Origin of the sequence: Snuella lapsa (assembly GCF_039539345.1) — a bacterium.
Taxonomy (GTDB): domain Bacteria; phylum Bacteroidota; class Bacteroidia; order Flavobacteriales; family Flavobacteriaceae; genus Snuella; species Snuella lapsa.
The window spans coordinates 38440-65238 of sequence record NZ_BAABCY010000099.1 but is presented as its reverse complement, the minus strand read 5'-3'; the positions used below and the strand labels follow the sequence as shown (position 1 = coordinate 65238).

The 26799-nt window shown below is 34.3% G+C and carries 29 protein-coding genes and 1 riboswitch; of the genes, 17 read left to right on the top strand and 12 right to left on the bottom strand.

Annotated elements, in window-relative coordinates:
• Window positions 1-68: 68 nt before the first annotated feature.
• Window positions 69-719, top strand: a complete 651-nt coding sequence (locus ABD792_RS17845) for a Dph6-related ATP pyrophosphatase (RefSeq protein WP_345007731.1) — start codon at window positions 69-71, stop codon at window positions 717-719.
• On the opposite strand, the gene cobC is transcribed toward ABD792_RS17845, so the two are convergent.
• The 4 genes from cobC to ABD792_RS17825 are packed head-to-tail and all read right to left on the bottom strand — an operon-like array spanning window position 702 to window position 3604.
• A complete protein-coding gene (gene cobC / locus ABD792_RS17840) occupies window positions 702-1274 on the bottom strand; it encodes an alpha-ribazole phosphatase (RefSeq protein WP_345007730.1) in 573 nt (190 codons plus the stop codon). The genes ABD792_RS17845 and cobC overlap by 18 nt on opposite strands.
• Window positions 1259-2020 carry an adenosylcobinamide-GDP ribazoletransferase gene (locus ABD792_RS17835; RefSeq protein WP_345007729.1) on the bottom strand — a complete coding sequence of 254 codons (762 nt, stop codon included), beginning with the start codon at window positions 2018-2020 and terminating at the stop codon, window positions 1259-1261. The genes cobC and ABD792_RS17835 overlap by 16 nt, the downstream gene beginning before the upstream one ends.
• 31 nt (window positions 2021-2051) lie before the next feature.
• Window positions 2052-3086 (bottom strand): nicotinate-nucleotide--dimethylbenzimidazole phosphoribosyltransferase, encoded by a 1035-nt coding sequence (gene cobT / locus ABD792_RS17830; RefSeq protein WP_345007728.1) that lies wholly within the window; start codon window positions 3084-3086, stop codon window positions 2052-2054.
• Between the two features lie 14 nt (window positions 3087-3100).
• Window positions 3101-3604, bottom strand: a complete 504-nt coding sequence (locus ABD792_RS17825; RefSeq protein ID WP_345007727.1) for a bifunctional adenosylcobinamide kinase/adenosylcobinamide-phosphate guanylyltransferase — start codon at window positions 3602-3604, stop codon at window positions 3101-3103.
• 92 nt (window positions 3605-3696) lie between these two features.
• Window positions 3697-3996, top strand: a riboswitch (cobalamin riboswitch).
• 66 nt (window positions 3997-4062) lie between these two features.
• On the opposite strand from ABD792_RS17825, the gene ABD792_RS17820 reads away from it, so the two are divergent.
• A complete protein-coding gene (locus ABD792_RS17820) occupies window positions 4063-5943 on the top strand; it encodes a TonB-dependent receptor plug domain-containing protein (RefSeq protein ID WP_345007726.1) in 1881 nt (626 codons plus the stop codon).
• A gap of 61 nt (window positions 5944-6004) precedes the next feature.
• Here ABD792_RS17820 and ABD792_RS17815 read toward each other — a convergent pair whose 3' ends face one another.
• From ABD792_RS17815 to ABD792_RS17805, 3 genes are all read right to left on the bottom strand, one after another.
• On the bottom strand, window positions 6005-6724 hold the full coding sequence (locus tag ABD792_RS17815) for a Dph6-related ATP pyrophosphatase (RefSeq protein WP_345007725.1): 720 nt from the start codon (window positions 6722-6724) through the stop codon (window positions 6005-6007).
• 108 nt (window positions 6725-6832) lie between these two features.
• On the bottom strand, window positions 6833-8188 hold the full coding sequence (locus ABD792_RS17810; protein ID WP_345007724.1) for a hypothetical protein: 1356 nt from the start codon (window positions 8186-8188) through the stop codon (window positions 6833-6835).
• Window positions 8189-8305: 117 nt separating this feature from the next.
• On the bottom strand, window positions 8306-9772 hold the full coding sequence (locus tag ABD792_RS17805) for a S41 family peptidase (RefSeq protein ID WP_345007723.1): 1467 nt from the start codon (window positions 9770-9772) through the stop codon (window positions 8306-8308).
• 209 nt (window positions 9773-9981) lie between these two features.
• On the opposite strand from ABD792_RS17805, the gene ABD792_RS17800 reads away from it, so the two are divergent.
• Genes ABD792_RS17800 through ABD792_RS17785 form a run of 4 tightly spaced genes read left to right on the top strand, consistent with a single transcriptional unit; the run spans window position 9982 to window position 12116 of the window.
• On the top strand, window positions 9982-10491 hold the full coding sequence (locus ABD792_RS17800) for an RNA polymerase sigma factor (RefSeq protein ID WP_345007722.1): 510 nt from the start codon (window positions 9982-9984) through the stop codon (window positions 10489-10491).
• On the top strand, window positions 10478-10954 hold the full coding sequence (locus ABD792_RS17795; RefSeq protein WP_345007721.1) for a hypothetical protein: 477 nt from the start codon (window positions 10478-10480) through the stop codon (window positions 10952-10954). The genes ABD792_RS17800 and ABD792_RS17795 overlap by 14 nt, the downstream gene beginning before the upstream one ends.
• 11 nt (window positions 10955-10965) lie before the next feature.
• Complete coding sequence (locus tag ABD792_RS17790; RefSeq protein WP_345007720.1) at window positions 10966-11559, top strand: DUF4252 domain-containing protein; 594 nt, start codon at window positions 10966-10968, stop codon at window positions 11557-11559.
• A gap of 14 nt (window positions 11560-11573) precedes the next feature.
• Window positions 11574-12116 carry a DUF4252 domain-containing protein gene (locus ABD792_RS17785; protein ID WP_345007719.1) on the top strand — a complete coding sequence of 181 codons (543 nt, stop codon included), beginning with the start codon at window positions 11574-11576 and terminating at the stop codon, window positions 12114-12116.
• A 275-nt stretch (window positions 12117-12391) separates the two neighbouring features.
• Here ABD792_RS17785 and purB read toward each other — a convergent pair whose 3' ends face one another.
• Together purB and ABD792_RS17775 are read right to left on the bottom strand one after the other, a co-directional pair.
• A complete protein-coding gene (purB, locus tag ABD792_RS17780) occupies window positions 12392-13735 on the bottom strand; it encodes an adenylosuccinate lyase (protein WP_345007718.1) in 1344 nt (447 codons plus the stop codon).
• A gap of 138 nt (window positions 13736-13873) precedes the next feature.
• Window positions 13874-14440 carry an adenylosuccinate lyase gene (locus tag ABD792_RS17775; RefSeq protein WP_345007717.1) on the bottom strand — a complete coding sequence of 189 codons (567 nt, stop codon included), beginning with the start codon at window positions 14438-14440 and terminating at the stop codon, window positions 13874-13876.
• 70 nt (window positions 14441-14510) lie between these two features.
• On the opposite strand from ABD792_RS17775, the gene ABD792_RS17770 reads away from it, so the two are divergent.
• The 3 genes from ABD792_RS17770 to hpf all read left to right on the top strand — a co-directional run bounded on the left by ABD792_RS17770 (window position 14511) and on the right by hpf (window position 16675).
• Window positions 14511-14984, top strand: coding sequence for a heme-binding domain-containing protein (locus ABD792_RS17770; protein ID WP_345007716.1), 474 nt, complete (start codon window positions 14511-14513; stop codon window positions 14982-14984).
• A 38-nt stretch (window positions 14985-15022) separates the two neighbouring features.
• Window positions 15023-16282, top strand: a complete 1260-nt coding sequence (locus tag ABD792_RS17765) for a glycosyltransferase (protein WP_345007715.1) — start codon at window positions 15023-15025, stop codon at window positions 16280-16282.
• Window positions 16283-16375: 93 nt separating this feature from the next.
• A complete protein-coding gene (hpf, locus tag ABD792_RS17760) occupies window positions 16376-16675 on the top strand; it encodes a ribosome hibernation-promoting factor, HPF/YfiA family (protein ID WP_345007714.1) in 300 nt (99 codons plus the stop codon).
• Window positions 16676-16677: 2 nt separating this feature from the next.
• Here hpf and rlmH read toward each other — a convergent pair whose 3' ends face one another.
• Entirely contained in the window at window positions 16678-17151 is a 474-nt protein-coding gene (gene rlmH, locus ABD792_RS17755) for a 23S rRNA (pseudouridine(1915)-N(3))-methyltransferase RlmH (protein ID WP_345007713.1), read from the bottom strand.
• A 128-nt stretch (window positions 17152-17279) separates the two neighbouring features.
• Here rlmH and nadC point away from each other — a divergent pair, with 128 nt between their 5' ends.
• Genes nadC through priA form a run of 3 tightly spaced genes read left to right on the top strand, consistent with a single transcriptional unit; the run spans window position 17280 to window position 21593 of the window.
• Window positions 17280-18140 (top strand): carboxylating nicotinate-nucleotide diphosphorylase, encoded by an 861-nt coding sequence (gene nadC / locus ABD792_RS17750; protein ID WP_345007712.1) that lies wholly within the window; start codon window positions 17280-17282, stop codon window positions 18138-18140.
• Window positions 18141-18194: 54 nt separating this feature from the next.
• Window positions 18195-19136: a YihY/virulence factor BrkB family protein gene (locus ABD792_RS17745; protein ID WP_345007711.1), complete on the top strand. Its 942-nt coding sequence runs from the start codon at window positions 18195-18197 to the stop codon at window positions 19134-19136.
• Between the two features lie 3 nt (window positions 19137-19139).
• Window positions 19140-21593 (top strand): replication restart helicase PriA, encoded by a 2454-nt coding sequence (gene priA / locus ABD792_RS17740; RefSeq protein WP_345007710.1) that lies wholly within the window; start codon window positions 19140-19142, stop codon window positions 21591-21593.
• 5 nt (window positions 21594-21598) lie between these two features.
• Here the strand turns inward: priA and ABD792_RS17735 are convergent, their stop codons facing one another.
• On the bottom strand, window positions 21599-22294 hold the full coding sequence (locus ABD792_RS17735) for a LytR/AlgR family response regulator transcription factor (RefSeq protein ID WP_199113332.1): 696 nt from the start codon (window positions 22292-22294) through the stop codon (window positions 21599-21601).
• A gap of 200 nt (window positions 22295-22494) precedes the next feature.
• Between ABD792_RS17735 and rpsF the strand changes: the two genes are divergently transcribed.
• From rpsF to hisS, 5 genes are all read left to right on the top strand, one after another.
• Window positions 22495-22833: a 30S ribosomal protein S6 gene (gene rpsF / locus ABD792_RS17730; RefSeq protein WP_345007765.1), complete on the top strand. Its 339-nt coding sequence runs from the start codon at window positions 22495-22497 to the stop codon at window positions 22831-22833.
• Between the two features lie 2 nt (window positions 22834-22835).
• Window positions 22836-23132: a 30S ribosomal protein S18 gene (rpsR, locus tag ABD792_RS17725; protein ID WP_188650437.1), complete on the top strand. Its 297-nt coding sequence runs from the start codon at window positions 22836-22838 to the stop codon at window positions 23130-23132.
• A 13-nt stretch (window positions 23133-23145) separates the two neighbouring features.
• Complete coding sequence (rplI, locus tag ABD792_RS17720) at window positions 23146-23598, top strand: 50S ribosomal protein L9 (RefSeq protein ID WP_199113336.1); 453 nt, start codon at window positions 23146-23148, stop codon at window positions 23596-23598.
• Window positions 23599-23703: 105 nt separating this feature from the next.
• Window positions 23704-24171: a DUF6495 family protein gene (locus ABD792_RS17715; protein ID WP_345007709.1), complete on the top strand. Its 468-nt coding sequence runs from the start codon at window positions 23704-23706 to the stop codon at window positions 24169-24171.
• Between the two features lie 164 nt (window positions 24172-24335).
• Window positions 24336-25712 carry a histidine--tRNA ligase gene (gene hisS, locus ABD792_RS17710; RefSeq protein WP_345007764.1) on the top strand — a complete coding sequence of 459 codons (1377 nt, stop codon included), beginning with the start codon at window positions 24336-24338 and terminating at the stop codon, window positions 25710-25712.
• A 121-nt stretch (window positions 25713-25833) separates the two neighbouring features.
• Here hisS and ABD792_RS17705 read toward each other — a convergent pair whose 3' ends face one another.
• Window positions 25834-26643, bottom strand: a complete 810-nt coding sequence (locus tag ABD792_RS17705; RefSeq protein WP_345007708.1) for a T9SS type A sorting domain-containing protein — start codon at window positions 26641-26643, stop codon at window positions 25834-25836.
• Between the last annotated feature and the right edge of the window lie 156 nt (window positions 26644-26799).

Below are 26799 nucleotides of genomic sequence, written 5' to 3'. Positions count from 1 at the left end.
TCAAAGGTCTTTAATTTTTTTGTAATTACCTTGCCTATGGCTACTTTTGAAGCATTAAATTTTGACGTGTGAATTTTTTATGCTCATGGAGTGGTGGTAAGGATAGCTGCTATGCCTTTTATAAAGCGATACAGCTAAATTATAGACCAACTGTACTTTTAAACGTTATGAACGAGTATGGTGATCGATCACGATCACATGGTATTCCAAAAGAGGTTTTAGAGGCACAGGCCAAGGCATTGGAACTGCCTATTCATTTTTTTAATAGTACATGGGAAGCTTATGAAGCCAATTATATTAAAAATTTAAAACAGTTATCCCAGACTTTCAGTTTGTCGCATGCAGTTTTTGGTGATATTGATATCGATTCCCATAGGATTTGGGAAGAGAAAGTGTCTCATGCTGCTAACTTGGAAGCTGTATTGCCTCTATGGCAGGGAAACAGACGTCAGTTGGTTTTGGACATGATTGAGGTGGGGCTAGAGGCAGTCATTGTTTCTTGCAACCAACAAATGGGACCAGCATTTTTGGGTAAAACTATAAATGGAGCACTCATTGAAACCTTAGAAGCCATGGGAGTTGATGCTTGTGGTGAAAATGGAGAGTTCCATACTTTGGTTGTGAATGCTCCTTTTTTTAAAAATAGAATTGATATAGCCATTGAAGGAGCTTCTGTTTCTAGCAATTATAACTTTGCCAATTTAACTCTTAAGGTTTAAAGGTGTTATTAGGTTTAATACACCGTTTTCTTTTTTAAGCTGAAAAACAGCTCCATAATCCATTTTTATTTTAAACGATTGTTCTAATTCAATCGCCAAAAGCTTAGCTAGGAAAGCTCTAATGGCACCAGCATGTGTTACAATTATAATATTCTTTGTTGCTTGGACTTGCTTTAATTCTTCAAAAAAAGTATTTACTCGGGAGGCTAATTCTAAATAGGATTCACCATTGGGTGGAGAAATATTAACAAAATCTTGCATCCAGGGATTGAGTTCTTCTTCTGCAATATCATGCCAAGCTTTTAATTCCCAATCACCAAAATGAAGTTCTTTTAGTCTATCATCGAATATGGGAGAGTTGCTTAAATGGTAGGCTAATAAGGCGCAACGTTTTAAAGGGCTAGAAAAAACTTGATAATCTTTGTTTTGTGGAATCTGTTGGATAATGTTTTTGAATTCTTTGTAATGGTCATTGTCTAGATCTAAGTCGCTCTGTCCATAACAGATGCCTTTTCCTATAAGGGGTGTGGTATGTCTAACTAGATAAATTTCCAAAGCGCTATAATACTTAAATAAAAAACAACTTCCGATAATTGCTGAACGGCACCTGCACAATCACCCGTATGGCCTCCAAGCCATTTTTTGAATTTAATACCTAGGTATATTTTTGAAAAATAAGCAGGGATTAATGCTATAAAAATAATAGGGGATTTAAACAGAAATAATGGCGCTATGCCAAAAATTGCACTTACCATTAGTATTTGGGGAGTAATGTTTTTAGCTGCAGGTTTGGCTTTACTATCTCCTGTATCTCTAACATATGGATGGGTATAGATAAGTGTGGTTGCTATAAATCGACTTATGCTATGGCCTGCAATAATAACTAGCGGAATGTAGTTGGAAGGAACTTCCCTTAATGCAGCAAATTTAATGGCAAGTATAAGGACGATACCAATAGCTCCATAAGTGCCCAATCGGGAATCTTTCATGATTAAGAGTATTTTTTCTTTGGTCCATCCGCCCCCTAAGCCATCACATACATCGGCTAAACCGTCTTCATGAAATGCACCGGTAATATAAATTGTAGTGACCATACTAAGTATTAAAGCTACTTCAGTTGAAAAAATAAAAGATGCCAGATAAAAAATCAAAGCACCCAAGCTTCCAACAATGACGCCAACCAGTGAAAAGTATCTGGCACTTTTCTCTAAATATGTCTTATCATGGTTCACCCATTTGGGACACGGAATTCTGGTAAAGAACATGATGGCAGTTAAAAATATTTGAAGCTCTTTTTTCATCGTATGATGGTATTTTAAAGATAGAATGTGTTTAGGATTTATCAATTTCGGTACTCACGCCTGCATCTTCAAAGCTAGCCATATCATTTAAAAAATTAACGGCAGCTTGTACCAGAGGAATGGCAAGTGCTGAACCAGTACCTTCACCTAACCTTAAATTTAAGGATAGTAGGGGGGTAACGTTTAAGAAATCCAACATCTTGGTGTGCCCTTGTTCACTGGAACTATGCGCAAAGATACAATGGTCTAAAATGTTTGGATTAATCGCTTGGGCCGATAATAAAGCTGCAGTTACAATAAACCCATCAATAAGGATTGTCATCCGCAGTTCGGCCGCTTTTAAAATAGCTCCACAAAGCATTGCAATTTCAAAGCCTCCATAAGTTGCCAAGGCTTCTAATGGCGTTTTTGGGTTATATTTATTATAAACTTCCGAAAGTATTTGTTTTTTTCTTGCTATGCCTTCAGTATTTAGTCCTGTTCCAGAACCAATGCAATTGCTAATAGGAATATGGGTAAAATAACTCATAAGTAATGCTGCTGAAGAGGTGTTACCAATACCCATTTCTCCAAAACCTATGGTGTTACATGTGTTGCCGTGTATTTCAGAAACAATATCGCCAGCCTTATCAATGGCCTTTTGGCATTGCTCTAATGTCATTGCTGGTTGGTCTTGGTAGTTTTTGGTACCTGAAGCTATTTTGGCATTTATAATATTTAGGGTTTTTGGAAAGGCATGATTTACCCCTGCATCTACAATTTTTAGGTCAATAGCATTGGTGTTGCTAAATACATTAATGGCAGCACCTCCATTTACAAAATTGTATACCATTTGTGCGGTTACTTCTTGCGGGAATGGGTTAACCTCTCCCTTTACGGCTATACCATGATCTCCAGCAAAAACGACTATAGTGGGCTTGGAAATTTTAGGTGTTTCCGTATTTTGTATCAGTCCTATTTTTAAAGCAAGTGCTTCTAATGTTCCAAGCGCTCCTATAGGTTTTGTTTTAAGGTCAATCTTTTTTTGGATACTGTTTTTTAGTGTTAGGTTAGAGGTTGTATTCATGGTTTTGGGACTTGTTATTTTAAAGAAAGGGGAATGCCAGATACCATCAAGGTAGCTTTATTGGCATGCTTGGCAATGTGTTGATTCATCCAACCTTGTAATTCTGTAAATTTTCTGCCTATTTCTGTTTGTGCGTGCACACCCATACCGATCTCGTTTGAAATAATGATGATGGTAGCATCGATATCCAATAATTTATTGAATTCGGTTTTTGCCAATTCCAGGCATTTTTCAATATTATTCTTGGTGTCTACAAAGTAGTTTGTTAACCATAAGGTTACACAATCTATAACAACAGTGTCTTTGGGTTTTATTACTGAAGAAATCGCTTTTTCCTCTTCTATAGATGTCCATCGTTTGTCACGGTCTGCAATATGTCTGTCAATTCTTTTTCTATGGTTTTCGTCCCATATGCGGGAGGTTGCTATGTATTTTGGAGACTTGGAAAATGATAAAGCTAAGTTTTGGGCATAACTGCTTTTTCCAGAACGTTCGCCACCAGTTATATAATAGATCATTGCATTTGTTAATAGAAATTGTAAGCTACAAAGATTACTTTTTTTTGATAAATAACATCATAAAATTGTTTTTGATATTAAAAATAGATGGTACATTTGCAGCGAATTTTGGTTCTGTTCAAAATTAATTGAACGGATTAAAAGGGAATCTGGTGCAACGATTTACGATTTCAAAATTCAGAAATACTATTTGGCTGTTTTTATCAAATAGGCATAATTTTTATTTCGTAATTCGTTAATTCCAGAACTGTTCCCGCAACTGTAAGTTTATGCTGGGTTTATTTCAGCACTTCGTAAAGAAGATGTTATTAACTTCAAAACCACTGGCTAATGCTGGGAAGGTATAATAACATAAAATAAGTCAGGAGACCTGCCAAATTCAAACAATGAAGTCAAACTTTCGGGATAAAAGTTTACGTATGATAGTCCATGCGATTCTCGAACAATTAGTTAATTAAATGAACAAAAAAACAAATGTTTTTGGTGTACTGTGTTTTGGTATATCATTATTTGGGTTTGCGCAACAGCAAGCTAATTCAACTAGTGTAGAGCAACTCGATGAAGTTGTTATCACAGATTCACGATTTGAGTTAAAGCGTGAAAATTCAGGAAAAACAATCATTAAAATTTCTAAACAGGAAATTGAAAGAAACCAAGGTCGAACCATTTCAGAGTTAATCAGTACTATGTCAGGTATTGAAATTAACGGTAGCCGGAGCAACGCTGGGCAAAATTTAGGGGTATATGTTCGTGGAGGAAACAATAGACAGGTGTTAGTGCTTATTGACGGCGTACAAGTAGGTGATCCGTCACAAATTTATGCCGATTACGATTTTAGGCTATTAAATTTAAATCAAATTGAATCTATTGAAATCATTAAAGGTGCTGCTAGTACTTTATATGGTAGTGGAGCGGCAACGGCGGTAATTAATATTACCACAAAAAAAGCAGCAAACGAAAAAATTAAGGGCGTATTTGCTTCTAGTTTTGGAACCAATCAGTCTAAGGCCGACCAAAACTATAATATTGCTGATTTTAATAATAGCGTGGCAATTGGTGGAACGTTGAACAAATTTACGTATCGTACGTCATTTAACCAGCAATATACAGATGGGTTGTCGGCAGCAATCACTGATCAAGATGAGAAAGATCCATATTCGAAATATGGAGTAGATATAAATTTGGGTTATCGTTTTAGTAAAGCATTTTCATTGAATGTTTTTGGAAATTATACGGATATTAATTCTAATTACGATAACGGTGCTTTTACTGAAGGTAATAATGTGTTTAAAAGCGAGCAAGCACGTGTAGGGTTAACCTCTGTATTAAAACATGCTAACGGGAGTGTGCACTTGAACGCCGCTTTTAGTGAATATGACAGGGCTTTTATTTCTGCTTTTGGTGAATTCAATTCAGAAGCTAAGAATTACACCTTAGATGTTTACAATAAATATGTTATCAATAAAGTGTTTTATACAATAGTAGGTTTAAACGTTATTGATAATAGGGCACTATATTTTGAAGAAGAAAAATTCACCAATACCGATCCGTATGTAAATGCTGTTTATGTATCCGATTTTGGTTTGAACTTAAATGTTGGAGCCAGACTTAACAATCATAGTGAATATGGGACACATCTGGTTTATAGTGCTAATCCATCATTTGTATTTAAGTTGGATGAGGGAAACTATGTTAAGTTATTGGGAGCCTACGCAACATCGTTTATAACGCCAACATTATATCAATTATTTGGCGGAGGAATAGCAGCTAACCCAGATTTAAAACCAGAGGAAAATAGAACTATTGAAGGAGGGGTTGAATTTAAATTACTTAACAAAACTACCATTTCTGGTCTTTATTTTAACAGGAAAGAGAAAAATACGATAACTTATTTTGATGCCGATGGTGATTTTAATACTTGGGATGATGCTCAATACATTAATGGAAGTTTAAAAAGAAAAGTTCAAGGTGTAGAAGTTGAATTAAAGACCGAGTTAATAGATGGGGTACTGTTTAATTCCAACTATACGTTTACTGAAGATAAAGATGGTTTGTTAAACAGAGTAGCTAAACATAAGGCGAATGCGGGCATAGCATGTACTATAACTAACTCTACCGATGCATCACTTACGTATCAATACAGCTCTAAGCGGTATAATTTTGGAATTCCAATGGATGCTTTTTCTGTATTTAATCTATATGTGGGGCATAAAGCTTTAAAGAATAAAGTGAAATTCTTTGGAGGGATAGACAATATTTTAAACGAAGATTACGAAGATGTACCTGGTTACGTTACCAAAGGACGTAATGTTAGATTAGGATTTCAACTGACTTTATAGAAAGTCGGTTTTCTGCCACTTAAACTACTTTATTAAATGCCACTATTTTTAGTGGCATTTTTTATGGGGTTAAATCGCAATACCACACGCCATACTTGTCACTTTTACATATCGAATTATCGGTTTTTGGGTTGTTGTATTCGCGGTATACTTTTTCTCCGATACTAAAAGGGATTGGATTCTTAAAAATTGGCCCATCAAAGCAAAAGGTGTGAAATTCACCATTTTCGCCACAGGGGTCTACACCTTTCGGGAGCTTGTTAATAAAGTCTTTATCTATAACAGTACCTACAAAATCTTCGTTGAAGTATTTTGAATTGGCACATACAATAATGGTTTTAAATCCTAAATCTAAAAACTCGTGGATCAGTTCTTTGGTGTCTCGTTTCCAAATGGGAAAAACGGCTTTAAAACCTTGTTGAGCCAATTGTTTTTCGCGATAGATTCTTAGGTCTTCAAGGAAAATATCACCAAAGGCACTATGGGTAAAATCCTCGCTTTTTAGTCGAGCTACCATTTCTCCCATTTTTTGTTCATATACTTCCATACTGGGTTGTTCTGGTAGTTCGATAAAACTAGATTTTATATTTAAGGCCTCGGTTTGGGCAACTAGTAACTGCCTTCTAAGTCCATGCATGGAAACACGATCGTAATGACTGTTAACCGTGGTGATTAATTCCTCAACAGCGTAATTAGGATTCTGTAATAGGTGGTATAATGCTAAAGCAGAGTCCTTGCCAGTACTCCAGTTAAAGTAGGTTTTGTTTTTAGATATAAGCATATGAGAATTTAAATAACTACAAATATATGAGTTGTAGTCAAAAAGTAAGCCAATATTATGAGTTTATAATAATATTGGCCTATGTAATATCCAAAGGAAGTTCTTTTTTTATGGTTCGTCAGGGTAACGTATAATATTTGGATCTGAATCTTTTGTGATACCAATCTTTTTTATGTATTTATCGTTAACATATATGGCATATAATCCAGAAGGGTAAGAAGAAATGTTTACTTCGGTAGAGGGGCCATAAATGTTTGAATTATGTCTTAAATTATAGTTTGAATCACGTATTTTTAGATTATTGGTGTGGTTGGAGTACTCATAGTTAACATCAATTTTGCTTCCACTTGTATTTATTTTTAAAGCGATTTTTCCTGTAATAGATTTTTTATATTTAAATTGTATTACACTAACGTTATCATTTATATTCTCATTCGATTCATCAACATTGTCATTTGGGTCAATATCAATAAACATATAATAGGTTTTATCGTTTTCTAAATTTAAAGATGAAATATTGGAATAGATGAATTCTGAAAAAGAATCCGATTCCTCAGAATTTCCATCAATGCCACCAACATTTCTAGATTGATATTCATACACTGGTTTTGAACCAATAGCTGGATATTTATTTTCTTCAGAAACCAATATCTTATAGTTTGAAGATGACGCATTGCCATTATCGTCATTTTTTATGGTAATATTAAAAGTGTGATTTTCGCCATATTTAAATATTGGAATGTTATTTGTTGAGGCTGTTGTGTCATAAGTGGTTGACCCTATCTTAACGGTAAATTTAGACAGTGTGAGGTTGGGTTGTGAATTTGGGTCAGTATCATTACTTCCACTATTATCATCAACACTATCATTTCCGCCTAAACAGTCGGGAATTGTAAGCCCACCAACAAAATTAGTTGCACAAGCTACTCCTCCACAAATAGGCTGAGGATATATGTCTTTTTGTTCCCAATGAGCCTCTGGATAAAAAATAAGATAGCCGGGATCATTATTTGTTATTATCTTTGTAATTTTTATTTTTGTATAATATGAGATATATGGTAAGTCACCAACAAAAAATGGGGTTTCCGCACCTTTATTTAAAAAATAAGTATAACCATACTCAGATGTATTAGGGTATCCATTATAATCATTTCGATACCTAGTTTTTGTTTTTACTAAGGTTTCATTGCCTACACTATCTATTCCATAGATATAGAAAGTTAGTTCATATTTATAATATCCAAATGAAGAAGTCGGGCCTGGATGATTCTCAGGTAAAGGAGAAACAAAAGAAACTTCTGCATTGATATAATTATAACAATCTCCACTACCTTGTTTAGATGTATAAATATATTTTAAAGTTGATTCGAAATTGGTAGCATCGTGAACAGGTGCGTTAGAACCTAATTGGGCAATTGATAATTGAGAAGCAATTAATATAATAGCAAGTAGCAGTTTTTTCATAATAAGTATGATTTTAAGTTAAAAACAAAATTAAAAAAACACCTACATTCAAAAAAAAATATTCCTACTTTTTTGTAGTGTAAAACATGTTTATTACGTGAGACGAATAGTTTTTAGTTATCGATTTATGACATTCATAACTTCTTTAGGGACTGTATCAATATACATGTTATCCCGAATTAAAGTATGCAGTTTGGATGAAGTAATCGGTTTAAAGCGCATTTCTTCTTGCTTTAGGTCTGTCATTTTTCCATTACCTGAAATATGTTGCAAAGCTTTAGATAATAGGGGTTCATCAGTTTCTCCTAAAACCCCTAAATTAAGTATGTTCTCTTCAAGTACAAGATTTTGTTCTGGGGAGAGACCATTGGTGTATTGGTAAAATCCATCAGCATTTGCATTTCTACCTATTAAGGGTTGAATCCCCCAAGTATGATTCGGATTAGGCTCCTCGTCACAACCATTGCCTAATAAATAACCACAAGAAGGAACGTCTAATATTGTTCTTGAAAATTCATTTTTACCTCTTGTTGTGTCTCCAATATGTATAACATCAATATAAGGGTTAAGACAGTTTATAACCAGCTCACTTGCCGATGCAGAAGAGCCTTGGGCCAATATGTAAACCTTGTTAAGATTAAGGCTGTTTATTGGAGTATTTCCAGAAATTGTAGTAGGAAAATAAACACTTACGTCTTCTTCAGATACTACAGATTGTATTTTGTCATTATATACTTGTGTTAAGAAAAGGTCTCCTGCAAATTGTCCAGTAATCATAGTTGATAAATGTATAGCTGATGAAACGTGACCTCCTGGGTTGTATCTTAAGTCAACAACCAATTCATCAATACTTTCTGATTTAAAGTTCCCAATAGCATTATTTAATTGTTCGTCAAAATTGTTAATGAATTGAGTATACATTAGGTAACCAATTTTTTTGCCAGAATAGTCGAAAGTTTTAGCTATTAAAATTGGGTTTTCCGTATAAGCCTGTTTATTGAGAGTGATATCTATGCCGTTGGATTCTAATGTGTTGCCATTATATTCTGCCATGTTCAAAGTGTAACTGTCAACATCACTAAATAGTAAATCTACATAATTGTCGATAGTTATAGTTGTACCATTAACTCCAGTGAACAAATCTCCTCTTTTCAAACTTTTTGCTTTTGCATCTGTTCCTGGTAAAATATATTCGACAAAGCCTACAAGATTATTGCTTCCTGAGATTTGAGCTAACCCGAATTCCATACCATTGGCTTTAGATATGCCATTTAATGAATTTATAAGTTCAAAATAATCATCAACAATCCAACTAAAGCGATCTTCACTAAACTTTAGATGATTAAACAAGTCTCTTGGGTTAGAAAAAGAATTCAAAAAAGACGCATATTCTTCATTTGAAGTAAACCTATCATCAGCTAAATCATGAACATCTTGTTGCCAAAAATACCATAAGTTCATACCTTTCCAAACAAAATCGTTTATTTGACTTACCGATACGGTATTGTCATCGTTATCTTCAAAACAGCTTATTGTTAGTAGAGCTACTATAAATAAAATTATTGAGGCTTTTAAAAGTTTCATTTGTTTATGCTTTGTTTTTTCTTGCCAAGAATTGCAATGGCTTATTTTATATAAAATTATTTTTCAAAATATTTTTATAAACATAGTCTATAAAACCCTAAAAGTACTTACATTATTTCATTTTTAAAATAATTTGTAACAAAAAGGAAGATGGTTCGTCGTAATACCAAATAACGAAAAGAAGTTGTTTTAACTAAACCAAGCCAAGCATGACTCAACAAGAGTTTTTAAATATTGTAATGCCCTTTAAAGATAAGGTGTACCGATTAGCAAAACGGTTACTTGTATCGACTGAGGAGGCCGAAGATGCAACACAGGAGGTTTTGTTGAAGCTGTGGAACAATAAGAAGAAGATTCAAGAGTATAAAAATGTGGAAGCTTTTTCTATGACGATGACCAAGAATTTTTGTTTTGACAAACTTAAATCGAAGCAGGCTCAAAATTTAAAAATTGTACATAGTAATTATGAAGAAAAGAGTTTGCCTTTGCAAAAGCAGGTTGAATTGCACGACAGTGTATCTTGGGTATCTAAGATTATTGAAGATTTACCAGAGCAACAACGTATGGTAATTCAATTACGGGATATAGAAGGTTATGATTTTGAAGAGATAGCAGACATGTTGAATATGAACAATACGGCAGTACGTGTGAGTTTGTCAAGAGCAAGAAAAGCAATACGGGAGAAATTAACTAATACACATAATTATGGTATTAAATAATATAGAAAAATTACTTGAAAAATACGAGAACGGGGAAACTACCCTAAAGGAAGAACAAGTGCTTAAAAACTACTTCTTACAGGATACAGTAGCACCACACCTGGAAGTGTACAAGCCTCTGTTTACGTATTTTATGGTAAATCAGCAAGAACAATTTACCAAAGACGTTCCATTAAAAACTACACGTAAATTCAATTACAAATGGATTTCTGTTGCAGCTGTAGCTGTTCTTATGCTGGGAGTTTATTTTAAAATGGCCTCGACCAATAATCTTGGAACCATAAAAGATCCAGAAATGGCTTTTAAAGAAGTATCAAAATCTTTAGAGATGATTTCTAAAAATTTCAACAAAGGCGCTTCAACTGTAGGGTATCTTGATGAGGTAAATAAAGGTACAGCTACATTAAGCTATCTCAACGAAATTGAGAACATTACAAGTATAATTTTTAAAGCAAACCATTAAAAACCGAACACATGAAAACAATAAAATTAAATAAACGGATAATGAATAAACGATTAATAGTATTAGTAATGGCAATTATGCTACTGCCATTAACTGCTTTGGCACAAAAAGATATTTTTGATAAATATAGTGAAAGTTCAGAAGTAACTTATGTAAACATTCAACCTAAGATGTTCCAAATGATTGCAAAAGCAGGAATAGATGTTAGTGACCCTGAAGCTAAAGCTTATATGGATATGGTTAATAGTATTACTAGCTTTAAAACCATTGTAAGTGATAAAAGTAGTATTTCTGCAGATATTTCCAAATGGGTCAAGTCGTATTCTCGTTCTTTGGAAGAACTAATGGAGGTTAAAGATGGTGGTACCGAAGTGAAGTTTTATGTTAAAGAAGGCAAGGATGCCGATCATATTAAGGAACTTTTGATTTTTGTAAGCGGTATCGATAAGGCTATGAAAGGTAATGGGGTTGAGATTAATGGGGAGCAACGAAATGTTGAAACTGTTGTTGTATCACTAACTGGTAACATCAATTTAAACGAGATTTCAAAACTCACCGATAAAATGAATATTCCTGGCGGGAAACAATTAGAAAAAAAGAAATAAATATTCTATCGATCATGCAACTAACAATCAAAAATATAGCCTTTGTTTTAATTATTACACTTGTTGTTATTAGTTGTAATGAAGGAACTAGTCTACAACGGTATTTTGTAGACCATCAGGAAACAAGCAATTTTATATCGGTAGACCTTCCTTTGTCAATGGTAGACATAGACAAGTCGCAATTTACCGAAGATCAAAAAGTAGCCTACAATTCAGTAAAACGTTTAAACTTTTTGGGGTATAAAGTGAAAGAAACGGACATGGAAACATATAATACAGAATTGAATAAGGTTAAAACCATATTAAAGCATAAAAAGTATAACGATCTTATAGAATTTAGTGATAAAGGAACCAAAGTAGTTGTTAAGTATATAGGAACTGATGAACGGGCAGATGAGGTAGTGTTGTTTGGAAGCTCTAAAACAATTGGTTTTGGGATTATTCGTATACTGGGTGACGATATTGACCCTCAAAAAATGGCAACTTTAGTGGGCACTATGAAAAATGCTGATTTTGACGAAGCCCAATTGCAAGGTGTCATGGATTTCTTTAAATGATGATCATAAAATAGAGTTCATAAAAAAGGCTGTCTTCATTTTTTAAGACAGCCTTTTATTATTTTATGTCGTGTTTGTTTTTGTGTTCACCATCATCTTCAGTTTCCGATTTAGAGTGCACAAATAACATATTAGCGATAATGGACAAGAAGACTATACTAAGGAATGTTAGAACAATAAAATTGTCCAGAATTTCCAATATCCCAAACAAAAAAATGCTTAAGGCTGTAATGCCACATAGTATGAGAGATTGTTTGTCGCTTAACATGCTGTATTTAAATCCCGGTGTAATTGCCAGGTGTAATTTGTTTTAATTCGGCTTTAATACTATCGGAAACCTCTAAAGTGTCTATAAAGCTAGCGATAGAGTTCTGGTTTATTTTTTCGTTAGTTCTCGTAAGTCCCTTTAAAGCTTCATAAGGGTTGGGATATGCTTCGCGACGCAATATAGTTTGAATAGCCTCGGCAACAACAGCCCAATTGTTTTCTAAATCCTCTGCAAATTTCGCTTCATTCAAAAGTAGTTTGTCCAAACCTTTTAAAGTTGATTTAAAACCAATTAGTGTATGACCAAAAGGAACACCTATATTTCTTAATACGGTGCTATCAGTTAAATCACGTTGTAATCTGGATATAGGAAGTTTAGCCGATAAATGCTCAAAAACCGCATTTGCAATTCCTAAATTACCTTCACTATTTTCAAAATCTATTGGATTTACTTTATGAGGCATGGCTGAACTACCCACCTCACCAGCTTTAATTTTTTGTTTAAAATAATCCATGGATACATAAGTCCATATATCCCTATCTAAATCTATAATAATAGTGTTTATGCGCTTTAAGGTATCAAATAAACCAGCCATATGGTCGTAATGCTCTATTTGTGTTGTAGGGAACGAATGGTGCAAACCTAGTGTATCTTGCACAAATTGTGTCCCAAATGCTTTCCAGTTAATATTGGGGTAAGCAACATGGTGCGCATTATAGTTGCCCGTAGCACCTCCAAACTTGGCGGCATTGGGAGTGGTTTTTAATATGTTAAATTGTGCTTCCAGACGTGTTATGAAAACATCAATTTCTTTACCCAATCGGGTAGGGGAAGCTGGTTGACCATGCGTTCTTGCCAACATGGAAATAGCTTTCCAGTCTTGTGCAAGCCCTTTTAGTTTGTTTAAAAGAAGGGTGTATTCTGGAATGTAAACCTGTTCAACTGCTTCTTTTATGCTTAACGGAATAGCGGTATTGTTAATATCTTGGGATGTTAATCCAAAGTGGATAAATTCTTTGTATTGGGATAGACCTAGCGTGTCAAATTTTTCTTTGATAAAATATTCAACTGCTTTTACATCGTGATTCGTTACCCGTTCAATATCTTTTATGGCTTGAGCATCCTCGGCAGAAAATGTTTTGTAAATAGCTCTTAAATCTTCAAAACACCCGTTGTCAATCGATTCTAGTTGGGGTAATGGTATATTACATAGCGCTATAAAATATTCTATTTCTACTAAAACACGGTATTTTATTAAGGCTTCTTCCGAAAAGTAAGGTGCTAATTCGTTAACTTTATTTCTGTATCTCCCATCAATTGGAGAAATGGCGTTAAGTGATGATAAAGACATATATGATGTGATTTTTAAAGGTGCAAAGATAGGAAAGAAAGTTAGAAGTGCGAAGTTAAAAGTGCGAAGTTAAAGGCATGATTTATTTGAAAATTTGGTTTGCTTAATAATATAGTAGTTATAGCTGTATATAACTCTTTATTGTTTTTTGATTTTTTTTAAGATGTGTTTGCCTCGGGCTTTAAAACCTGCGCTCTGAGTATGGTAATCGCGTTCTATAATTTGGGTTAATTCGGGGTAAATCCATGCATTGTCTTTTCCGAAGAGAAATAATGTTTCCATGGCGTATGCCTTAGGAGCTACTTTACAATCATTTATTAACCAGTCAAAGCAAGCAGCAATAATATGTTCTTTGTGTTTGGGGGTAAGTAAGTGCGTAATGGTATTTTGATTTTTGGAATAGTATTCCTTAGCAATATATTCGCAAACTTTTGCAACTGGTCGTATGGCGGATTCTTGATGGATTTTGTGAAGATTTTCCGTAAAAGAGTCTAAGTGTGGAACAATAGCATAGATGTACTTAGCACAAACAAACTCAAAAACCCATGCTGCTCGGCAAGATACCTTGTCCTCAGTCATAAAAAGTATAGATAATAGTTTTGGAAAGAGGCTTATATCTTTTAAAACTATATTGGCATATTTTAAGCGATGCTCACGAGATGCGTTGATAAAACTTAAAGCTTTATAAAGTTCTTCTAAAGTCATAGCATAATTTTATTATTTTTAGAACCCTGAAATATCTAAAAAGAACCTAACATAATAAAAATTTAAACTTGTGAATAGAAAAAAAAGAATATTGTTGATTGTATTGGGAGTAATAATCATCGCCCAGTTTTTTAGGCCTCAAAAAAATGAAGGCGATTTGGCTTCGGTAGCTCCTTTTTTATTGGATACCAATCCGTCGGATGATGTGAAGGGGATATTGGAGGAAAGTTGTTACGATTGTCATAGTGATGTAACACGTTATCCATGGTATAATAATATTACGCCTATAAATTATTGGATGGCGGGACATGTTAATGATGGTAAAAAGCATTTTAACGTATCCAAATGGCAGGGAAATTCTATTAAACGAAAAGATCATAAATTTGATGAACTTATAGAGATGGTCGAAGAAAAGCACATGCCTTTAAAATCATATACCTGGACCCATAAGGAAGCTCGTTTAACTAATGAGCAAATTAAATTGGTTGTTGATTGGGCAAAAAAAGTACGCCTTAAGTATAGTTTGGAAAAGAAGCCAGAGTAGGTAAAGGCTTTGTCTTGCAAAATGATTGGCAATATTAAATGGGAAAACTTTTATTAATAATAGGCTTTGTTTGGCCAGAGCCCAAAAGTTCTGCTGCAGGAAGCCGAATGATGCAGCTTATATATGCATTTAAAAAAAGAGGATATGTAGTTACTTTTGCAAGCCCTTGTGCTAAGAGTGATAATGCATTTGATCTTGGAAGGATTGGAGTTTCTCAAGAAATGATACTGCTAAATGATGCTAGTTTTGATGTTTTTGTTAAAGACCTGAATCCAAACATTGTACTATTCGATAGATTTATGATGGAAGAGCAGTTTGGATGGCGAGTGGCAGAACAGTGCCCAGAAGCATTACGGGTTTTAGATACAGAAGATTTACATTGTTTGCGAAAAGGGAGACAACAAGCTTTTAAAGAAGGGAAGCCATTTGATTTGTCTTATTTGTTTAATGATGTGGCGAAGCGGGAAATAGCAAGTATTTACAGAAGTGATTTGAGTTTAATTATTTCGGAAGCTGAAATGTATATGCTTAAAACACATTTCAAAGTTGATGGTTCGTTACTGTGGTATTTACCTTTTTTATTGGATAGAGTAGAGGCTCCGACAGAAAAAAACCTTCTGAAATTTGAACAGCGGCAACATTTTATTACGATAGGTAATTTTATGCATCAACCCAATTATAATGCAGTGCTGTATTTAAAAGAAACTATTTGGCCGCTTATTAGGCAGCAGTTGCCTAATGCCGAATTACATGTTTATGGTGCTTATGCGTCACAAAAGATAACGCAACTTAATGCTCCTGAAGACGGTTTTTTTGTAAAAGGGTACGTTGATGACGTGAATTTGGTCATGCAACAATCTAGAGTTTGTTTAGCTCCAATTCGTTTTGGAGCTGGATTAAAAGGGAAATTGGTTGATGCCATGCTAAATGGGACACCTTGTGTTACGACGACCAATGGAGCCGAAGGACTTTATGGTGATTTAGAACCTAATGGTTTTATTGAAGATCTTCCAGAAGATTTTGTACAAAAGGTGGTATCTTTATATTGTGATGAAACCCTTTGGGTTAGTAAACAGCAAAATGGATTTAATGTTATAGATAAACGGTTCAATAAAGAACATTTTGAAGATATATTTTTCAAGCAGATAGAAGATGCTATAATAAATTTGCAAAAAAATAGACATCACAATTTTACGGGACAAATGTTACAGCACCATACTTTGCAGAGTACCAAATTTATGAGTAAGTGGATTGCGTTAAAAAATAAAAAGGAAGTGGAAAGTAATAAGAGTAAATAGGTATATTCGTATGATTTATGTCAGCTCTTTTTGCGTGTCTTCCATTTAAATTTGAAAATAGAAATAAGTATAACCCATTAAAAATTCAATATTATGACAGTTAACATTCAATATGTGCACGTGGATATAAGCGAAACGCTTTCAGCCTACACCGAAGACAAATTACAAAAACTATTTAACAAGTATGAATTTTTAATAAGTGCAGACGTTCATTTTAAACAAGATCGTAAGCAACACGATTCTGGAAAAATATGTAGTATGGAATTAAGTTTGCCAGGTCCGCGTATTTTTGCGACTTCTAATGAACGCAATTTCGAATTGGCCGTAAAGAAGACCATAAGCGAATTAGACCACCAGCTTCAAAAGCGAAAGGAAGTCTTTAAAGTATATTAAAATTAGCGGTGGTGGTAGGGTTCGTTCCTTAAAATGGTAAACCCTCTGTAAAGCTGCTCAATAATAAATAATCTTACCATTTGATGGGAGAATGTCATTTTAGACAATGATATTTTCCCATTTGCTTTATCATAAATATCTTGTGAAAACCCATAAGGCCCACCTATAACAAAAACCAGTTGCTTGATTCCTGAGTTCATGTGTTTTTGTAAATATCCCGAAAAGCCAACCGAATCAAACTGTTTGCCATTTTCGTCAAGTAGAATTAAAATATCAGTGGGAGACAGTTTGTTAAGGATAAGTTCACCTTCTTTTTGCTTCTGCTGTGTTTCACTTAAGTTTTTACTGTTCTTTATGTCTGGTATGATTTCCAGTGAAAACTTAATATAAAAGCCCAAACGCTTTTTGTAGTCATCAATAAGTAACTGCAAAGCTTTACTATCTGTTTTCCCTATAGCGAGTAGTTTTATAGTCATATTACGAAATTAGTATTTCCTATTCAATGAATTAAAAATTTGTCTAACAAAAGTGCAAAATTCATGATTCTAAAAATTTAATATAGCAAATCAATTTCTTATTTTAGCAGCAAACTATAATCAAGCGTATGATAACACAAGAACAATTTGATAATGAGGTACGACATATAATATCTAATGCTATTCGGGAAGATGTTGGTGACGGAGATCACAGTTCGTTGGCTTGTATTCCGGAAAACGCTCGAGGTAGGGCAAAGCTTTTAGTTAAGGACAAAGGGATAATTGGAGGCGTTAATTTTGCAAAAAAGGTATTTGCTTATGTTGATAAAGGTTTAAAGGTAGAAACATTAATAGAGGACGGTTCCGAAGTTACTTATGGAGATGTTGTGATGTACGTTGAAGGTCCATCACAATCAATTTTAAAGGCTGAGCGTACAGTATTAAATGCCATGCAGCGTATGAGTGCTATTGCTACAAAAACCAGAACTTTTGTAGACCTCCTTAAGGGAACGAAAACACGCGTGCTCGATACGCGTAAAACAACACCTGGTATAAGAGTGTTGGAAAAATGGGCCGTAAAGCTAGGGGGAGGAGAGAATCACCGTTTTGCTCTTTATGATATGATTATGCTTAAAGATAATCATATTGATTTTGCTGGAGGTATCACCAAAGCTATTGAACTAACTAAACAGTACCTTAGGGAGACAGGAAAAGATCTGGAGATCATGGTCGAAGCACGTGATTTACATGAGGTTGAAGAAATTTTGAGAAGTGAAGGGGTGTATCGTATTTTATTGGATAATTTCGATTATGAAGATACCCGCAAAGCTGTTAAAATGATAGGGAATAAGTGCTTAACCGAGTCCTCGGGAAATATCAATGAAACGACCATTAGACATTATGCTGAATGTGGGGTAAATTATATTTCGTGTGGTGCCTTGACCCATTCGGTTCATAACATGGATTTAAGTTTGAAAGCCATAAAATAGTTTTATAAACACCGAATAGGTGCTTTTAGTTCAATTAATTTTTAATTTTTGTCAATGACTAAGCCCGTTGAAGACAAGCTTAATAAGATACCAATACTCAATATCTTAGTGCGCTTGTTTAAGCAATTAAAATTGCCGGGATTGGAAGGCTTGTCGTTTTATGATTTGTTGGAGCTTTACATCATTGGTATAGTAAAAGGTGCTTTAACAACCAGAGCAAGTGCAATAGCTTTTAGCTTTTTTATGGCCTTGTTTCCGTTTTTGTTGTTTCTTTTAATTATTATTCCGTTGATTCCCATTGAGAATTTTCAAAAGGAATTTATGGATTTTTTGGAATCTTTTTTACCGCCAAGCACTTCTGATTTTTTCTTTCAAAATATTTTTAAAAATATTGAAGACTCACAACGGGGAGGTTTATTGTCCTCTGTATTTGTATTGTCCATAGCCTTAATGGCCAATGGTGTTAATGCCGTTTTTTCAGGTTTTGAGAATTCTTATCACGAACAATTAACACGTAATGTTTTTAGACAGTATTTGTACGCTATGGGAGTTGCCTTAATTTTGGCATTTTTGCTTATTGTAACCATAGCTGTATTGGGGTATTTCCAAATTTACGTGGTTCAGGAATTTTTGGAAGCATTGCAAGACAGGGGATATCAAGTTGGGACCAATAGTGTTTTTTGGTTCGATATAGCCAAATATGTGTTTTTTGTTATTATGGTCTATTTGGCTACGGCCACCTTGTATTATTTTGGGACTAAAGAAGGAAAACATTCTAATTTTTTCTCAATTGGGGCTCTCTTTACCACATTATTGATTATTGTTACATCCTATTTGTTCGGAATCTACATTGAGAATTTTGGTCAGTACAACAAATTGTATGGTTCCATAGGAGCTTTATTGATTTTGTTGTTTTATTTATGGCTCAATGCGAATATTTTATTGTTGGGGTACGAGTTAAATGCAGCATTATACAAACTGCGTAAAAGGTGTTAGTCTATGCAGTATTTTATTGATGTTATTATTCCTGTCCCTCTTAAAAAGTTATTTACCTATAGTATAACTATTTCAGAGGCTGATTTTTTAAAAGTAGGTATGCGTGTAGCTGTTCCCTTCGGTAAGTCAAAAATATACACGGGTATAGTGGCAAAAATTCATACCGTTCCGCCGCTGGCTTATGAGGCTAAAGAAATTCATCAGATATTGGATGATGTCCCTATAGTAACAGAAAGCCAATTAAAGCTTTGGCAGTGGATTTCTAGCTATTATATGTGCACTCTTGGAGATATTATGAGAGCCGCTTTACCAAGTGCTTTTATTTTAGAAAGTGAGACGATACTTTCCAGGAATAAAACAAAGACCATTGATGAATCCATTTTGAAAGACGACGAATTTTTGGTGTTTGAAGCGTTGCAGTACCAGACATCATTAAAGATTCACGACATAATGAATATTCTCGATAAAAAAAATGTATTACCGGTAATTAAGCGGTTAATCGAGAAAGAGGCTATTTTCTTAGAAGAGGAAGTATATGAAAAGTATAAGCCTAAACTGGTGCGCTATGTAAAGTTACATTCCGACTTTACTTCAGAAAAAGCACTTCAAGATCTATTAGAAAGCTTGAACAGGGCTCCTAAGCAACATTTGGTGGTTATGACCTTGTTTATGTTGTCGTCCAAAACAAAAAGACCAATTAAAGTCTCAGAGCTTACTGAAGAAAGTAAGGCTTCGTCAGCAATTGTTAAATCGCTAATAGATAAAGGTGTTCTTGAAGAATATTACATTCAAACAGATCGTATTCAATATGACGGTGCTGAAAATGAATCAAGCAAACAGTTAAATGCATATCAAGAAAAGGCTTTAGGGGAGATTAAGGAATCGTTTGCTTCCCATCATGTTACGTTGTTGCATGGTGTTACATCGTCTGGTAAAACAGAAGTATATGTTAAGTTAATTGAAGAAGCTGTTAAAAAAGGAAAGCAAGTGCTTTATTTGTTGCCAGAAATAGCTTTGACTACCCAGCTAATTACGAGGTTACAAAATTATTTTGGAGAGCAGGTTTCGGTGTTCCATTCTAAATATTCTTCTAATGAGCGTGTTGAGGTTTGGAACAATGTGTTAGAGAGTAAAGCCAAAGCGAAGATTATATTGGGGGCGCGTTCCTCAATTTTTTTACCTTTTACCAACTTAGGGCTAATTATAGTAGATGAGGAACACGAGCAATCTTTTAAACAGTTTGATCCCGCACCAAGATACCATGCACGCGATACGGCGATAGTTTTGGCAAACATATGGCAAGCACAGGTGCTATTAGGATCTGCAACACCAAGTTTAGAGAGTTATTTTAATGCCAAACAAAACAAATACGGATTCGTTGAAATAAATAAGCGTTATAATAATGTTTTAATGCCCGATATTGAATTGGTCGATATTAAGGAAGCCAGGAAAAAGAAACGAATGAAAGGTCATTTTAGTGAACGGCTTGTTTTAGAGATGACCGAAACCTTACAAGAGGGGCACCAAATTATTCTGTTTCAAAATAGGCGCGGTTTCTCTCCTGTTGTAGAATGCGTAACATGTGGAAATTCACCACAATGCCCTAATTGTGATGTAAGTTTAACGTATCATCAATACCGTAATCAATTACGGTGTCATTACTGTGGCTATGTTATGGCCATGTTGCGTGAATGCATGGCGTGTGGAAGTCATGAGCTGGACCGTAAAGGGTTGGGAACCGAACAGATAGAAGCTGAGGTTAAGATGCTATTTCCTGACAAGAAAGTTGCAAGAATGGACTTGGATACAACAAGGGGAAAGTATGGTTATGAAAAAATAATCACGGCCTTTGAGCAACAAGAGGTGGATATTTTAGTGGGAACCCAAATGCTAACTAAAGGGCTAGACTTTAGAAATGTAAAATTGGTAGGTGTTATGAATGCGGATAACATGCTTAACTTTCCCGATTTTAGAGCTCATGAGCGTAGTTTCCAATTATTGCTACAGGTGGCAGGAAGGGCAGGGCGTACAGACATTAGGGGGAAAGTATTGATTCAAACTTATAACCCATACCACAATATTTTACAGCAAGTATCTACCAACAATTATATTGAGATGTTTAATGAGCAAATAAACGATCGTTATAATTTTAAATATCCACCAGTATATAAGCAGATTAAAATAACACTAAAGCATAAAGACTATATTAAGGTGGATACGGCTTCTAACTGGTTAGCGAAATCATTACGAAATGTGTTCGATTCTTATGTGTTAGGACCAGAGTCGCCACCAATTTCCAGAATTAGGAACCAGTTTCATAAAAACATTCTAATTAAGATCCCTAAAAACCAATCGCTGTCTAAAACAAAAGAAGCTATCATTAAAATTAATAATAGCTTCTCTAGTATAAAAGATTTTCGTTCAGTTAGGGTAATTTTAAATGTCGATAACTTTTAACTGGTTTAAATGTTATTTAAAGCATCTACAAGTTGGGTTTTCTTGTTCCGGCTTAAAGGAATCTCATAAGCGCCAACTTCAACATTTTTACTGTTAAACCTATCTATTTTGTCTAGGTTAACTATATACGATTTGTGAATTCTCAAAAATTTATTTTCTGGTAATTCTTTTTCAAACGCTTTCATTGTAGATAATACTACAAGGCTTGTTTCTTCGGTAACGAGTTTTACGTAATCACCTAAAGCTTCAATCCATTTAATATCTTTAATGTAAACCTTTCTCTTTTTTAGGTTACTTTTTACAAAAATATGTTCGCCTTCTTCTTCGTTGAAATCCAAAGTTAGTCGGTGCTGTTCTAAAGCTTTTTCAACGGATGTGTTAAAACGTTCTTTTGTAATTGGTTTGTGCAAATAATCGGTAGCATCGTAATTAAATGCTTTAAAGGCATACTCGGTTTTTCCGGTTACAAAGATAATTTGAGGCTTGTTGTTTAATACGTCCAGAAGTTCAAATCCATTTAACACTGGCATTTCAATGTCTAAAAAGATTAAATCTACTTTGTGCGTATTCAACCCGTTTTTGGTTTCTAATGCACTACTGTACTCGGCGATTAAATTAAGTGAAGGGTGGTTTTCTACCAACTTAACTATCGAGAGACGTTGTATTGCGGAGTCGTCTACTACTACACAGTTTAAAGTCATAACATTTTAATATTTCGGTTAAGATATCGACAATAGTACAAAAAATTCGGCTAAAAACCAAAAATCATCGATAAAGTGTTTGTTTTAACATATTTTTAACATATAAAACTTTACACTATAATTGTTTGGAATATGCTTGCAATATAGGAAATATATGGTTATTTTTGCACCCAATTTTTAATAATAAATTAGATTTAATTATGAATCATTATGAAACTGTTTTCATCTTAAATCCCGTTTTATCTGAAGATCAGATAAAGGAAACAGTAAAGAAATATGAAGATTTTCTTGTTTCTAAGGGAGCTAAGATGGTAGCTAAGGAAGATTGGGGCTTAAAAAAATTAGCTTACCCAATTCAAAACAAGAAAAGTGGTTTCTATCACTTATTTGAGTACACTGTGTCTGGTGAAGCAATTGATGCACTAGAAGTAGAGTTTAGACGTGACGAGCGTTTTATGCGTTATTTAACAGTTAAGTTAGATAAGCATGCAGTAGCTTGGGCTGAGAGAAGAAGAGAAAAACTTAAACAAAAAGCTTAATTATGTCGTCGATAGAACAACAATCTAAAGGAAAAAAAGACGGAGAAATTAGATATTTAACTCCGTTAAACATCGAAACTAACAAAACTAAAAAGTATTGTCGTTTCAAAAAGTCTGGTATTAAATATATCGATTACAAAGATCCAGATTTCTTATTGAAATTTGTAAACGAGCAAGGTAAAATCTTACCAAGACGTTTAACAGGGACTTCATTAAAATATCAAAGAAAAGTATCTGTTGCTGTTAAGAGAGCACGTCATTTGGCATTAATGCCTTATGTGGCAGATTTGTTGAAATAAAATAAGCATAACTATGGAACTTATATTAAAACAAGACGTTGAAAATTTAGGATTTAAAGACGATGTTGTAACGGTTAAGAACGGTTATGGTAGAAACTTTTTAATTCCTCAAGGAAAAGCTATTTTAGCAACAATTTCGGCTAAAAAAGTATTGGCTGAGAACTTAAAGCAAAGAGCTTTTAAAGAAAAGAAGATTATTGATGATGCTAATAAAATTGCTGAAGCATTAAAGGCTTTAGAGATTAAAATAGCTTCTAAAGTAGGATCTGGAGATAAACTATTCGGATCTGTAAACAATATTGATGTTGCTGCCGCTTTAGAAAAAGAAGGACAGAATATTGATAAAAAGTTTATCAATGTGATCGGTGGAAACATTAAACGTACAGGGAAATACAATGCTATTGTACGTTTACACAGAGAAGTATCTGTCGATCTAGAATTTGAAGTTGTTGCACAGGCAAACTAATTTTAAATGTATATAAAAGATAAACCGTTTAGATGAACTCTAAACGGTTTTTTTATTTGCTTGAGAATTTCTTGCTACAATAGAAAACATTAAAGTTAAAATGTAATGAAGTACAGTAGGCTTACAAAAGAACAGTTTGAAGAATTGCACCAGGAGTTTATTAATTTTTTGGCAACCCAATCTATTACAGCAGACGAATGGAAAAACCTTAAAGCTAATAAGCCGGAAATGGCAGAAATGGAATTAGACGTATTTAGCGATTTAATATGGGAGGGCGCTTTAAATGCAGCTAAGTATTTGGAGCATATATCACCTAACCAAATACACTTGTTTAGCTTGAATGATGATAAAATGCATGTTATCGCCGTTAAGCTTAATGTGGAAAAAGATTTAACGACTACCGAAGGATATAATTGGCTGCGTGAAAATTTAATGGATGACCGTGTGGAGTTTTTACAAGCCAAAAAAGATTATACCGATGATAGAAATTTAGATAAATTTAAACTCATCCAGCAAGGGGCAGTAATAACAAAAGGAGATTTGTTTAACTTTTTTGATAGGTTAATAAATTAGCGTGATTACCTTTTGTGAAAAAATGCTTAAAATTTATTAATGTTCGTTTCATTCTTTATTTTTGCTTCAAGCAAAAGGATAAGGTATTCCACGCTAAGTGCGAATTCACTTTTTAACAATATTATTAATTATAAAAAGGGTTCCTGCCATTGCAGGAAGTTATTATGGCTCAAAAACCAAGTATTCCTAAAGGTACAAGAGATTTTAATCCAGAACAAGTAGCTAAACGGCATTATATTTTTAATACGATAAGAAGGGCGTTTGAAACATTTGGTTTCCAACCTATTGAAACACCAAGTTTCGAGAATTCCGATACCCTTATGGGGAAGTATGGAGAGGAGGGAGATCGCCTGATTTTTAAGATTTTGAATTCCGGGGATTTTTTGGGCAAAATTGATGAGGCTCTTTATTCAGAAAAAAGTTCGGCTAAGCTAACATCTAAAATTTCGGAGAAAGCTCTGCGTTACGATTTAACAGTTCCCTTTGCTCGCTATGTAGTGCAGCACCAAAACGAGATCGAGTTTCCGTTTAAACGGTATCAAATACAGCCCGTATGGAGAGCCGATAGGCCTCAAAAAGGGCGCTTTAGAGAGTTTTACCAGTGCGATGCCGATGTGGTTGGATCGGATTCTTTATGGCAAGAGGTAGAATTCATACAGTTATACGATACGGTATTTTCAGCATTAAAGCTTGATGGTGTTACCATAAAAATAAATAACAGAAAAATACTCTCTGGAATTGCAGAGGTAATTGGTGCTGGTGATAAGTTAATTGATTTTACTGTTGCACTTGATAAATTGGATAAGATTGGTGAAGAAAAAGTAAAGGAGGAGATGTTGGGCAAGGGTATCCCGCAAAGTGGCATTGCTAAATTAGAACCTTTATTTTCACTTTCGGGGACTTTTAAGGAGCAAGTAGCGATTTTAAAAGGCATCTTGGCATCTTCAGAAGAAGGTATTACGGGGATTGAGGAATTGGAATTTATTGATACAGCAATCAATGCGCTTGGCTTGGAAACAACAACTTTAGAATTGGACGTTACGTTAGCCAGAGGGTTAAATTATTATACAGGAGCTATATTTGAGGTAGCTGCCCCTAAAACAGTAGCGATGGGTTCTATTGGTGGTGGTGGTCGCTACGATGACCTAACTGGTATTTTCGGACTAAAAAATGTAAGCGGTGTGGGGATTAGTTTTGGGCTGGATAGGATTTATCTGGTTTTAGAGTCTTTAGGGTTGTTCCCAAAAACAGTTGCTAAATCTGTTGATGCGTTGTTTATAAATTTTGGTGATTCTGAAGCCTTGTTTAGTTTAAAAGCAATTAAACAATTGAGAGCTCATGGCATCCATGCAGAGCTGTATCCAGATAGCGCTAAAATGAAAAAGCAAATGAACCACGCCAATAAACGTCAAATCCCATTTGTTATTTTGGTTGGAGCAGAGGAAATGCAATCCAATAAGTTTGCCTTAAAAAATATGGTTTCTGGTGAGCAATCTACATTAGACCTGGATGCTTTAATAGATCAAATAAAAAAGTCCTAAATTAAGCTTTAGGACTTTTAAGTCAAACACGTTTTAGTATTGTATTAGTTTTTTTGGTGACTAACTAAAATAATTACTAAGTACATGAAAGGTTGATGGTTATTTCCATTATTGATTGGGATTATTGAATGATAATTTGTTTGGCTATAGAACCGTGATCCGTTTCTATGTTTACTATTCCGTGCCCCATTCTAACGTTATTTAGCGGGATTCTAATGGTCGACTTGTTTACTTTTGGAGATACTAAAAGTTTTTGTCCATGAATATTGAATACGGTAATTGTTTCAATATTAAAATTATTGTTAGTTTTTATGTATAGCTCTTTAGTACTGTTAATAAAGCTAATTTGTGTATTCTTAAAAGAAACTTCCTCTATGTCCAGTGTTTTTGCAAAGATGTCATGACTGCTTTCTTCTTTAAAAGCAAGGTAAAATCTATTTAGGTATTCGCCACTGGCCATGGTTTTTGAATAGCTATCTTCATTTAGCTTAGTATACGTGTTTAATTGAGAATCGTAAATGAAAACGTCGATGGGTGTTTCAAAATTTTCCAGCCTATCCAGTTCGATTTTGATATTTCCCGAATTTGTTAAGAATAGTCCTAAAGGATATTTTTTAGTGTCATCAAAAGCTCCTACTCCTTGAATTACATAACGTTCATCCTCTATCATCCAGTTTAAGTCATCGACAAAGGTGTCTATGTTTAAAGCATCATAGCCGTAATCAACACCATCTGTAGCTGCATTATTGGGAGTAAACCCTATCATAAGATGTCTTATGTAGCCATTAGGCATTGTAAAATCTATACGGACACGTTGGATATTGTCGAAAGCATAGGCCAAAGATGTTTTTTGAGGTGAGTTGTTGGTACTAAAATTATTTAGGGTTGTAAATAATATCAGTAACATACATAGATTGGTAATTGTTTTCATCAGATTTAGGGTTATTGATAGCTTTGGTTTCTGAGTCAAACATATAAAAAAAAACACAAATAATCTATGAAATGCTTAAAAAATCGATAAAATACATTTAATTGTAAGTTTAAACTTTCTTGTTAATGTAGAAAAGGTGGCCTGAGCCACCTTTTT